This is a genomic window from Microbacterium sp. Leaf288, from assembly GCF_001422925.1.
Lineage (GTDB): Bacteria > Actinomycetota > Actinomycetes > Actinomycetales > Microbacteriaceae > Microbacterium.
Map to the genome: position 1 here is coordinate 531,730 of NZ_LMNI01000012.1, position 11,859 is coordinate 543,588.

An 11,859-nucleotide genomic window follows, 5' to 3' on the forward strand; every position below is an offset into this window, starting at 1 on the left:
TGCGACAAGCCGAGAACGACGGATGCCCCGGCCCTGAGTGTGGACAGGGGGCCGGGGCATCCGGGTTCTCAGACGGAGCAGGTCAGACGAGCGACTCCCGCCAGGCCGCGTGGAGCTGCGCGAACTTGCCGGTGCCGCCGATGAGCTCCTCGGGGGTGTCGTCCTCGATGATCTCGCCGTGCTCCATGACCAGCACGCGGTCGGCGATCGCGACAGTCGACAGACGGTGCGCGATGATGATCGCGGTGCGGTCGGCCAGCAGCGTCTGCAGGGCGTCCTGGATCTGGCGCTCCGACGGGATGTCGAGCGATGCGGTCGCCTCGTCGAGGATCAGCACCGCCGGGTTCGCGAGGAACGCCCGTGCGAACGAGATCAGCTGGCGCTGACCCGCCGACACGCGGCCGCCGCGCTTGTTGACGTCCGTGCCGTAGCCGTCGGGAAGAGCCTGGATGAAGGCGTCGGCTCCGACCGCGCGAGCCGCCGCCTGGATCTCATCGAGCGTCGCGTCGGGCTTGCCCAGCGCGATGTTGTCGGCGACCGTGCCGCTGAACAGGTAGGCCTCCTGCGTGACCATGACGATGGCACGGCGGAGATCCTTCGGATGCAGGTTGCGCAGGTCCACGCCGTCGAGCGTCACCGCACCGCGGGTCGGGTCGTAGAACCGCGACACGAGCTTGGCGAGCGTCGACTTGCCGGCACCCGTCGTCCCGACGAGCGCGATCGTCTGACCGGCCGGGATGTCGAGCGAGAAATCCGGAAGGATGACGCGGTCCTGCGAGTACCCGAACAGCACGTCGTCGAACCGGATGTGGCCCTTCGCCGCCCACAGGTCGACCGGGTTCTTGGGGTCGGGAACCGTGGGCTCCTCCTCCAGGACGCCCGACACCTTCTCGAGCGCCGCCGTCGCGGACTGGTACGAGTTCAGGAAGAACGCGACCTCCTGCAGCGGCGAGAAGAAGTTGCGGACGTACAGCACCGCCGACAGCAGGAAGCCGATCTCCATCGCGCCGTCGACGACGCGGATGCCGCCCCACGCCACCACGATCGCGAGCGTGAACGACGCCACGGCCATGAGTCCCGGCTCGAACGTGCCGAACAGACGGATCGAGCGCATGTTGACGTCCCGGTAGTCCAGTGCGAGACCGCCGAACTCCTCGTCGTTGCGCCCCTCCTTGCGGAAGGCCTTCACGGCGCGGATGCCCGTCATCGTCTCGACGAACTTGACGATCACCTTCGCGCTGACGACACGCGACTCGCGGTAGACGAGCTGCGAGCGCGTGTAGAACCAGCGCATCAGGAGGAACAGCGGGATGCCCATGAACGTGAGGATCAGGCCCGACTGCCAGTCCACGAGGAACAGCGCGACCAGGGTGAACGCGCCGTAGAGGATGCCCGAGACCAGCTCGTTGAGGCCCCCGTCGAGGAGCTCGCGGATGGTGTCGAGGTCGCTCGTCTGGCGCGAGATGATGCGGCCCGACGTGTACGACTCGTGGAACTCCAGACTCAGCCGCTGCGTGTGCAGGAAGATGCGCTTGCGGAGGTCGAGCATGATCGCCTGCGTAAGGCGCGCCGCGACGACGACGTACCACCCGATGAGGGCGGCGCCGCCGAGTGCCGTGACGAGGTACACGAGGACCACGACGATCGTCGGCGCCCAGTCCATGCGCTCGACCGCGGCCGGCAGCGCGTTGTTGATGCCGATGCCGATGAGCCACGGCCCCGCGACGCGCAGTGCGGTCGAGACGACGAGCACGATGCCCGCGAGGATCAGCTGCGCGCGCACCGGTGTGATGAGCGAGCCGAGGAGGCGCAGCGAGCGCTTGCGGATCGCCTTGCTCTCGTCGCGTGTGTAGTCGGAGCGGTCTTCGCCGCTCGTTCCGGTCACCGTGGTGCTCACAGGGTCACCTCCCATTCCTGGTCTTCCTGTCTCGCCCTGAGCCGGGCTTCTTCGACCTCGAGGCTCGAGATCACGTGCCGGTAGTGCTCGCTGGTGCGCAGCAGCTCGGAGTGCGTGCCGACCGCGGTCACGCGGCCCGCCTCGAGCAGCGCCACCCGGTCGGCGAGCGTGACCGTCGACGGGCGGTGCGCGACCACGAGCGCCGTCGTCTCGTGAAGCACCTCGCGCAGCGCGTCCTCGACGAGGGCCTCGGTGTCGACGTCGAGCGCCGACAGCGGGTCGTCGAGTACGAGCACGGCGGGCCGTGCGGCGACGGCGCGCGCGAGCGCGAGGCGCTGGCGCTGGCCGCCCGAGAGGGACAGACCCTCTTCGCCGATGATCGTGTCGACACCGTCCGGCAGGTCGTCGACGAACGACGCCTGTGCCACGTCGAGCGCCTCACGCATCACCCGCTCGGCCTCGTCGCTGCCGGGCACGAGATCCTCGCGGCCCAGCAGCACGTTGTCACGCACCGACTGGGAGAAGAGGGTCGCGTCCTCGAACGCCATGCCGATGTGCCGGCGCAGCTCGGCGAGTGTCAGATCGCGCACGTCGACGCCGTCGAGCGTCACGCGCCCGCCGGTCACGTCGTAGAGCCGCGTGGGCAGCGTCGTGAGGGTCGTCTTGCCCGAGCCGGTGAGGCCCACGAGAGCCATCGTCTCGCCTGGCCGCAGCACGAGGTCGACGCCGTCGAGCAGGTCGCGCTCGCGCTCCGCGGCATCCTGATACCGGAAGTGCACGCCCTCGAACGCGAGCTCGCCGCGCGGCTTCGCGATGGTCTTCGGCGTCTCGGGATCGACGATCGTGTTCTGCTCGTCGAACACCTCGAAGATGCGGTCGGTCGCGGTGCGCGCGTCGAGCAGGAACGAGAACAGGAAGCCGATCGATTCCATCGGCCAGCGCAGCACGGTGGCCATGGCGAAGAACGCGATGAGCTCCGCGCCCTGCAGCTGGCCGATGGCCGTGAGGTAGATGCCGGCGCCGAGGCACAGTGCGAACGCGATGTCGGGCAGCAGCACGAGCCAGAACCAGATCCAGCCGACGGCCCGGGCCTTGCTCAGCTCGGTCTCGCGCAGGGTCTCGGCCTGTCGCGTGAACTTCTGCAGCGCGTGCTTGCCGCGGCCGAAGGCCTTGAGCACGCGGATGCCGTGCACGCTCTCCTCGACCGAGGTGGCGAGGTCGCCGGCCTGGTCCTGCGACTGGCGCGCGAGCGTGCCGTAGGACTTCTCGAACCGGTACCCCGCGTACCACAGCGGAGCGGACGTGACGAGGAAGATCGTGCCGAGCGCCCAGTGCCAGCGGAACAGCAGCGCCGTGCCCACGACGATCGTGATCACGTTGACGACGAGCAGCACGAGGCCGAAGGCGAGCCAGCGACGCAGCATGCTGATGTCCTGCATCATGCGGCTCAGCAGCTGCCCCGACTGCCACCGGTCGTGGAAGGAGACGGGCAGGCGCTGCAGGCGGGAGTAGAACGTCTGGCGCAGCTCGTACTCGACCATGGTCGCGGGGCCGAGCACGAACCAGCGACGGAGCCAGACCATGAGGGCCTCGGCGAGGCCCAGCGCGAGGATGGCGGCGGCGCCCCACCCGATCATGGCGATGTCGCCGGAGGCGATCGGGCCGCCGACCACCTGCTCGAGCACGAGCGGGATGGTCAGCGCGAGCAGGCTGGCGACGAGCGCGCTGGCGGCACCCATCACCAGTCGCGGAAGCACGGGCTTCGCGAACGGAAGAAGACGGGCGAGGGCTCTGAAGGTGGACAGTTCGGACCGTTGCGGCTGTTCTGATCGCTCAGGAAGGGCGGTGGTGGTCATGATCCTTGTGGGGGTGTTGCGGTGACCCGTCGTCGGGTCGCGAGGCGACAGCGCCGTGTGGGAGCGCTGTCATGAGAGAGGAGCTTCCTCGGTGAGGAACGCTCCGGGGGACGGCGGTATGCCGAATCCGGCCGGGCCGGCGGGTGCGAGGAAGCGGACTACCCCTGGACGCGGGGACGCGGCAGCCGGGAGACGGTGCGCGGTCCCGCGAGACGGAGGACGAAGGCGGTCTTCGCGGCGATGGCGGCCTGATACATTTCTTCCTCCTTGGGCTCAGCGGAAAGGACTGCGCACTCCGCTAGGTCGTAGCGACGCGACAGCCCTCCAGCATATATCTGAGAATTCTCTGAACGCAACAACCGCTTTCCGGTCCCCCGGAAAGCGGTTGAGGCGGGCGATTCAGATGAGCGCGGGCACCGCCGCCTCGCGGTCGAGCAGGCGCTGCTTGACGGGCAGCCCCCACGCGAACCCGCCGAGCGTGCCGTCGGTGCGCAGCACCCGATGGCACGGCACGAAGAGCGCGGGCGCGTTGCGCGCACAGATGGATGCCGCAGCCCGCACCGCACTCGGAGACCCGAGCTCGACGGCGAACTCGCTGTAGGTGAGCGGGCTGCCCGGGGCGATCCGCCGCAGTGCCGCCCACCCGGCGAGCTGCATCGCGGTGCCGTGCTGCGAGACCGGCACCTCGTCGATCGCGCTGAGGTCTCCGCCGTAGTAGGCGGCGACGGCGGCCGCGGCATCCGTCTCGCCCTTCGCGACGGATGACGGGCGCACGCGGTCCGCGAGACGCGCGAGGATCGCGTCGGCGTCGGCGGTCCAGCCCGAGGCGAGCACGCGCCCGTCGTCGTCGGCGAGGATCGTGAACGCACCGTCGGGGGTGTCGAGGGTCTGGATGGTGGCGGTGGTCATGAGATGCCTCCGGTGGTCATGAGGGACGGTGCGGGGATGCGGGATGCCGCGACCCGACGCGGTGCGGCAGGCTTCGGCGGGACGGCGTGCCAGAGGTGCGCGGTGAGGTAGCTGCGCCAGGGCGCGGTGCGGGCGGCCCACGCGTCGAGTGCGCGAGCCTCGGCGGGAAGCCCGACCGCGCCGGCGCCGGCGCGCACCGCGACGTCGCCCGGGAGGAAGACATCGGGGTCGGCGAGCACACGCATGCGCACGTAGTCCGCGGTCCAGGGGCCGATGCCGGGCATCTCGAGGAGCGCCGCGCGCTGCTCGACCGCGTCGTCGCCGGCGGTGAGCGTGAGCGAGCCGTCGGCGAGTGCCGCGGCCGCGCCCGTGATGGCACGGATTCGGGCGGCGGGCCCTCGAAGCACCTCGGGGCCGCGCTGCGCGATCGCGGCCATCGTCGGGAACAGAAGGGAGGGCGGAGGGCTCTCGCCGGTGCCGGGCGACGGGAGTCCCGCGAAGGCGGCGACATCCTCCCCCAGCGCAGCGGTGAGCGACGTGAGCGCGGTGCGCGCAGCGACGACGGTGATCTGCTGCCCCACCATCGCCCGGATCAGCATCTCGTGCGGATCGGCGGCGCCGGGCACGCGGATGCCCGGCAGCGCGTCGACGAGAGGAGCGAGTTCCGGATGCTGCGCCAGCGACTCGTCGACGGCGTCAGGGTCGGCGTCGAGGTCGAAGAGGCGCCGGGCACGGGTGACGAGCGTCGAGAGGTCGGCGAGGTTCGTGAGCGCGGCGCGCAGCCGCACCCTCCCGAGGTCGTCCAGACGCAACTCGAACCACGCGGGGCCATGGGGAAGTCGCAGCGTGCGGGCGAAGGTCGACGCCGTCGCCACCTCGGCGCCCGAGACGGCGCGCGCCGCCATCCACGAGAACAGGCCGGGAGCATCGAGCGCGCCACGGTGCGGGAGTGCGAGGTCGATCGTCACCCCGGGTGCCGGAGCGGCCGGCCCCTCGTGCCGGGAGACGCGTCGCCGCGCGCGGAGCTCCAGCGGCGGCATCCCGAACACCTCGCGGATGGTGTCGTTGAACTGTCGCACGCTGGCGAACCCGCTCGAGAAGGCGACGTCGGCGGCCGAGAGATCGGTGCCGACCAGCAGCATGCGGGCCGTCTGCGCGCGGTGCGCGCGACTCAGTGCCAGTGGGCCGGCGCCGAGCTCGGCGGTCAGCAGCCGCGTCAGGTGCCGCGGCGAGTAGCCGAGCCGGCGGGCGAGCCCCGGCACGCCCTCGCGCTCGACGACGCCGTCGGCGATGAGCCGCATCGCGCGGCCTGCGGTGTCGCCGCGGAGGTTCCACTGCGGCGACCCCGGCGCCGCTTCGGGCAGGCAACGCTTGCACGCGCGGTAGCCGGCCTCGTGCGCGGCGGCGCTCGTCGGATAGAACGTGACGTTCGAGGGCTTCGGGGTGCGCGCGGGGCAGCTCGGGCGGCAGTAGATGCCGGTCGAGCGCACCGCGGTGACGAACTGCCCGTCGAAGCGGGCGTCGCGCGAATCGATCGCGCGGTACCTCTCGTCGAACGTCATGGCCAGGCTCATGCCCCTAGCCTGACACGCTCGCCCGACATCGGCTCGCGGAAATCGGACACGGCTGTGCGGCGTCGGCGGCCGCCGGGGGACGCCCCTTCCTGGGACACCACCCTCGCTCCCAGCTCGCTGTCCAGGCCCTGGAACACCTCGAGGATGCTCCGGAGGCCAGTCTCGGCGTCCTCCGCGTTGCGGGCGGCTGACCGGAGGCCGCCGGAGCGGCGCTCCGGTCAGACGGTCGAGCTTCGCGTTGCGGGAGCGGTTCAGCCGCCGGCGAGCTGCTGGTCGAGGTCCTGAATGGCACGCATCATGCCCAGCAGCGACTCCGACATGTCGTTGATGCCGTCCACCGCACCCTTCAGCCCCGTCGTCAGCTCGGAGTACCCCTCACCGAACTTGCCCGACGCGTGCTGCGTCTTGAAATCCTCACCCAGCAGCGTGTCCACCTGGCTCTTCAGCGTGTCCAACTGACCCTGGATGTCATCACGAGCCTGCGACAGCGACGACGCCACCTGCTCCATCTCCGCATACGAAGCACCGAAATCGGCCATCGTCAACTCCCTCACTCAGATTCCCGACCCCCGTCGGGCCGATGCCTCCACGCTAATCGGCGGCTCGGCGAGAGCACATGGGCACCATTCCCCATGCGGACGGATCCCGGGCGCGTCACCCCTGGTCGGGCGCAGGCAGCGAGCGCTCGCTCAGCGCGAGCCGCCCTTCGGTGTGAGATCCTCGCGGGGCGCCATGGTGATGCCGAGGAGTCCGATCCGCACCTCGCGCGCGCGAGCGAGCTCGAGCGGCGTGATGAGCTCGCGCTCCGACAGCACGTTCAGGGCGGTCTGGAGATCGGAGTAGATGCGCGCGCGCTCGTCGGGCGGCATCCCCTCCACAGCTCGTTCCAGGCCCGCGAGATTGCGCTGCCATCGGTCGCTTCCGCTCTCGGCGGGCCCCCGGAACAGCACGAAGTGGAGCGCACCCACCACGACGTCGGCCACGAACCCGACGATGCCGAGGGCGCCGTCGGCCGCTCCCTGCGTGATCGCCAGCACGGCGACCACCGTTCCGATCGCGGAGGGCACGAGGTGCAGCGCACCGAGCATCCGGTGGATCTTCGGATCGGTGCCCAGGGACTCGCGCAGCTCGGTCACGATGCCGATCCCCGCGATCACCGCCGCGATGCCCGCCAGCAGGCCGGCCACGCCCACCGAGGCCGTGTCACTGCGCCCGACCAGCCAGGACAGGAGGAAGAGGAGCGCCACCACCGGCAGCGTGAAGCTGGCGATGTGCGACAGGGTGAGCAGGCAGCCCCACGCGGGGGCGACGTTCTTGGCGAGGTCCTTCCAGGCCGCCGAGGGCGCGAAGAAGGCCAGGGCCCGACGTGCAGCGGGAACGCCGTGCAGAGCTCGGGCTTCGAGCTTCCACCAGTCCAAGGGGGTCCACGCCCCCGCGGTGCGCGCGTAAGCGGTGGCCGGTGTGTCGCTCATACAGCCCACATCCCTTCCGCGTCCGCGGGAGGAGCGACGAGCGAGCGCACGTCGAGCCGCTCGGAGGGAGCCCAGGGCGCGCCGCCGATGCGCACGGTGCAGCACCGCCGGGCGTGAGATCCCAGCGGGGTCCACCCGCGCGCGGCGCGCGCGTACATCGTGGCCGGGCCGCCGGCCACAGCGACCATCAACGCGAGCGCTGAGGGTCCGACTTCTGGAGCTCGGGCGCGAGCGTCAGTGCCAGCTCTCCCGGCGCGGTCGTGAGCGCCCGCGTCGCCGTGCCCGGCTCGATGAGGCCGCGATCCGCGAGACGCCGGATCGCTGCATCCCGGCGCGCCGTGATCTCAGCGAGCGTGCCAGGCGGGATCTCTCGGATGCTCCACTGCAGATTCTCGCGCTCGTTCTGCGGTCCGCTCGCGGGCAGCGGACCGCGGATCAGGATGACGACGTGGACGACGATGTCGGCGGCGACCACGGCGATCCACACCCATGCGCCGCCCTGCAGGAAGGGCGCGCCGGCCGTGAGCGCGATGAGAGCCGTGATGAGCCCGGGGATGACGTGGATGAGCGCCAGCGTTCGCACGGCCGACGCTCGCGACGCACGCGGGTGGCGCAGCCGCTGCAGCTCACTCCACCCCGTCACCAGCAGGCTGACCAGCGTGATCGTGCCTGCGAAGGCCAGAGGGAAGTCGTACGCGGTGTCGCCGAGGACCCACCGCACCATGGCTGCGGCGGCGATCACCGGAGCGGCGACGGCGAAGAGATACGCCAGCCCCTGGAGGAAACTGCCCAGCGTCACCCCGCGGTGCTCCGACATGGCCTCTGCCGGCGCGAGCACGGCAAGGGGGCGCTGCGCGGGGGTGCGCGAGAACGACCGCAGCTCCAGGCGCCACCAATCCACCGGCGTCCAGGACGATGCCTCGTCGACGAGCTCTGTCAGCGATCTGGCGGTCATGTCGGCCACTCCTCTCCGAAGCGCACCACGGCGCGGTCGAGTGCGTCGACGCGCACGCGGTCGCTCGACGCGACGAAGCCCTCGAGCGTGGACTGCCGCAACACCGCCTTGGCCGCTTCCTCCACGAAGGCCAGCCCGTAGGGTGCGACAGGGCCGAGAATGGCGGCGACAGTCGCGTCCTCGCCGAAGAACAGCCAGCGCTCGAATCCGAAATCCCGGTCGCCGTGCCGCTCGAGCAGCGTCGTCGAGATGCCGATCCCGAAATTATCCGTCTCGATCACCTCAGTCGTCGCCGGCAACTGCGCCGAGGGCGACCAGAGGAACGCCGCCTGATCGGCTTCGCTGAGCGCACCATCCACCGCGAACACGGTCAGTGGCGCGATCACCCGACCGTCGATGCCGACGATGACGAGGCTGCGGCTGTCGTCCGAGGCTATCCGGGCGACATCGTCGAGCGCCGCGGCGATCGGGCCGGCGGCTTCGGGGGCGAGCCCCGTGCGCGCGACGAAGTCGGCCGCCGTCGCGCGTGCCCACTCAGAACGATCGGTCGCCGAGTGCGCGGGGAAGTCGACGGGGATGCAGTGCTCCCGGTCGAAGCGAAGGTTCAACTGCATCTCAGCTGACGCTCCAGGTGAAGGAGGATATGTGGTTGTCGAAGAGAGCGAGCCACGCCAGCAGCACAGGGTCATCGGGCGCCAGGTCGGACTCATGGGCCACGGTGGCCGTCCACTGGACGGCCTGCGTGCGCCGCGTGCCGGGGATCGGGATCAGGTAGTGGATGAGGAAGCTCACCGCGTCGACGCCGTCGACGCGGGTCGGGCGCCGCTCGGTCCAGCGCACCATCCGGTGACCTTCGCCGATCGCGACGCCGCCGCGATTGCGTACGGCATCCTCGACGATGTCGTCGAGCGTCCATTGCGGCGTCGACCGACGACGCAGACCCACGAGGCTCGCGGAGCCCAGCACCCAGGTGGGCGAGCTCTCGGCCGGCAGGGCGTAAGCGAACGCGTCCTGGCCCTTCAGCTGCGCCAAGGCGTCCTTCACCTGCGCTCCGAGCGCCGCCCCCAGGTCGGGTCGGCCGGCCTCGGCAAGGCGTGCCTTCGCCGCCGCGACGAGATCGCGCTCGGTGTCGGCCCCCATGTCGTACGACCGCCACCCGGGCGGCAGCAGCATGCGATACCTCGGCACGGTCGCTCCGGCGCCTCCGGTCAACTCCGCGCGCAAGTCAGTCACCATGCCAGTCTTCCATCACCCGCGACCCGCTTCGGCAACTCCGTCACGAGAACGGGTTCTGGTCGGGATCGAAGGACCCCGGGAACGCCCCTCCTGCGGTGTCCTTGATCCACCCGGCGATCCCGAGCTGCGTCGCCCAGACGCCGGCCGTACCCTCGACGATGTTCCACCCGCCGGTCATCACCGCGGGGTCCGCCCAATGCGCCATGTTCTGACCGGTCAGCAGGCCCGTCGTGAAGTCGACGGCCTTCGCGCCGAACCCGGTTCCCTGCAGGCGGTTCAGCCCCGACGCCCAGTCGTCGATCCCCGTCGCACCGACGCCGAACAGGCGGGCGGCGTCGTCGCCGAACGCCGTTCCGAGTGCGCGCCAGCCCCCGGGAGCGCCCAGTCCGCGCAGGCCACGCGCCGCGGGGCCGATAAAGGGCACCACGCCGATGACGCCGAATGCGACGTCGACCCAGCTTCCGTCGTCGAACGCGAGCTTGCGGGTGAGGGCGACGGCGAGCGTCGCGACGGCGACGATCGCCGCGAGCGCGGCGATGATGGGCCCGCCCACGACGATCGCAAGCACCGCGAGCACGATGCCGGCCACGGCGAGGACGTTCGAGAGGAACTCCAGCGCACCTCGCAGGTCGTCCTTCCAGGAGTCCTCGATCTTGCCGCTGAAGCCTTCCTTGATGTTCGTGGCCGCGGTCTGGAAAGCGGTGTGCCAGCTGTCCCACTCCGTGTCGTACTCACCGGCCCGCGTGTCCCACTCGCCGCGCTTGGCGTCGGCGAGACCTCGCTTCTCGACAGCATTGGCGTTCGCGGTGTCATACGACGACTGCTCATCGGCATCGGCATCGTCATCGGGCTCTCGCGGAACGGCGCCCTCAGCCGTGTCGGCGTCGCGCGATAGCGAGTAGTAGGCGGCCCACAACTCGATCAGATCGTCGACGATCGGATCGATCGCGGCCTTCGACGTCTCGAGCTCCTGACCGTAGGTGAGGATGTGCGGCCCGACGGCGGCGTACAGCTCGGCCGCCTGCGACAGATCGCCGCTGACCTCACCCGCAACTTCGCGGAGCTTGTCGACGGTGCTGCCTTCCATGTCGGCGCCGTTGTCGACCAGTCGCTTGATGAGCGTCCACGCGGCCGACATGTCGGCACCGAGGTCGACGATCTGCTGACCACGCGTCTGGACGTCGCCCGCATCGCCGCGCAGGTGCTCGATGAGGTTCCCTCCCCTCGGCGTCTGCGAGGGCATGTACGGAAGCGCTGTCGTCATCGTCGGCTCATCTCTCGCCGGTTCGGTTGCCGGCTTCCTCGTCGAAGTCCTGGAAACCCTCGATCACGCCGTCGACATGCTCGGCGAGACCCTTGCAGCTGTCCATCAGGCGCTTCCGGCGATCGTCCCAGCGGCCCTCGAAGTCGTGCGCCGCGTCCTTCAGATCACCCAGCTCGTACGGGCGATCGACGGCACCCTCGAGGTCGCGGCGGCGGTTGCCCGCATGCTCGAACTCGTCGATGATGCTCTTCAGCTGCGTGCTCAGTGCACCGAGGTCGTCATAGCTGACTTTGACGCTCACTGGGTCTCCTCATTCCCGATCCGACTCGTCCGCCCTCACCGATCACCGGTCGGGAGCGGACTGCACCGCTCCCGACCCCGATGATGCGGTTCAGCCGCCGGCGAGCTGCTGGTCGAGGTCCTGAATGGCACGCATCATGCCCAGCAGCGACTCCGACATGTCGTTGATGCCGTCCACCGCGCCCTTCAGCCCCGTCGTCAGCTCGGAGTACCCCTCACCGAACTTGCCTGACGCGTGCTGCGTCTTGAAATCCTCACCCAGCAGCGTGTCCACCTGGCTCTTCAGCGTGTCCAACTGACCCTGGATGTCATCACGAGCCTGCGACAGCGACGACGCCACCTGCTCCATCTCCGCATACGAAGCACCGAAATCGGCCATCGTCAACTCCCTCACTC

The 11,859-nt window shown here is 70.1% G+C and carries 12 protein-coding genes; all 12 read right to left on the bottom strand.

Annotation, left to right across the window (positions count from 1 at the left end; genetic code table 11):
- Positions 1-82: 82 nt before the first annotated feature.
- On the bottom strand, positions 83-1,912 hold the full coding sequence (locus ASF40_RS16000) for an ABC transporter ATP-binding protein (protein WP_056370803.1): 1,830 nt from the start codon (positions 1,910-1,912) through the stop codon (positions 83-85).
- Positions 1,894-3,753 (bottom strand): ABC transporter ATP-binding protein, encoded by a 1,860-nt coding sequence (locus tag ASF40_RS16005; RefSeq protein ID WP_056370805.1) that lies wholly within the window; start codon positions 3,751-3,753, stop codon positions 1,894-1,896. The genes ASF40_RS16000 and ASF40_RS16005 overlap by 19 nt, the downstream gene beginning before the upstream one ends.
- A 399-nt stretch (positions 3,754-4,152) precedes the next feature.
- Entirely contained in the window at positions 4,153-4,662 is a 510-nt protein-coding gene (locus ASF40_RS16010) for a methylated-DNA--[protein]-cysteine S-methyltransferase (RefSeq protein WP_056370807.1), read from the bottom strand.
- Entirely contained in the window at positions 4,659-6,236 is a 1,578-nt protein-coding gene (locus ASF40_RS16015) for a DNA-3-methyladenine glycosylase 2 family protein (protein WP_056370809.1), read from the bottom strand. Before ASF40_RS16015 ends, ASF40_RS16010 begins: the two co-directional genes overlap by 4 nt.
- Before the next feature lie 251 nt (positions 6,237-6,487).
- Positions 6,488-6,775, bottom strand: coding sequence for a WXG100 family type VII secretion target (locus ASF40_RS16020; protein WP_056370824.1), 288 nt, complete (start codon positions 6,773-6,775; stop codon positions 6,488-6,490).
- A 150-nt stretch (positions 6,776-6,925) separates the two neighbouring features.
- On the bottom strand, positions 6,926-7,708 hold the full coding sequence (locus tag ASF40_RS16025; protein ID WP_056370811.1) for a hypothetical protein: 783 nt from the start codon (positions 7,706-7,708) through the stop codon (positions 6,926-6,928).
- A 187-nt stretch (positions 7,709-7,895) separates the two neighbouring features.
- Entirely contained in the window at positions 7,896-8,663 is a 768-nt protein-coding gene (locus ASF40_RS16035; RefSeq protein ID WP_056370815.1) for a hypothetical protein, read from the bottom strand.
- Complete coding sequence (locus ASF40_RS16040; RefSeq protein ID WP_056370817.1) at positions 8,660-9,277, bottom strand: hypothetical protein; 618 nt, start codon at positions 9,275-9,277, stop codon at positions 8,660-8,662. Before ASF40_RS16040 ends, ASF40_RS16035 begins: the two co-directional genes overlap by 4 nt.
- A gap of 1 nt (position 9,278) precedes the next feature.
- Positions 9,279-9,896: a hypothetical protein gene (locus ASF40_RS16045; RefSeq protein ID WP_157549723.1), complete on the bottom strand. Its 618-nt coding sequence runs from the start codon at positions 9,894-9,896 to the stop codon at positions 9,279-9,281.
- A 43-nt stretch (positions 9,897-9,939) separates the two neighbouring features.
- Positions 9,940-11,163 (bottom strand): hypothetical protein, encoded by a 1,224-nt coding sequence (locus ASF40_RS16050; protein ID WP_056370820.1) that lies wholly within the window; start codon positions 11,161-11,163, stop codon positions 9,940-9,942.
- A 7-nt stretch (positions 11,164-11,170) separates the two neighbouring features.
- A complete protein-coding gene (locus tag ASF40_RS16055; RefSeq protein ID WP_056370822.1) occupies positions 11,171-11,464 on the bottom strand; it encodes a hypothetical protein in 294 nt (97 codons plus the stop codon).
- A gap of 90 nt (positions 11,465-11,554) precedes the next feature.
- On the bottom strand, positions 11,555-11,842 hold the full coding sequence (locus tag ASF40_RS16060; protein WP_056370824.1) for a WXG100 family type VII secretion target: 288 nt from the start codon (positions 11,840-11,842) through the stop codon (positions 11,555-11,557).
- Between the last annotated feature and the right edge of the window lie 17 nt (positions 11,843-11,859).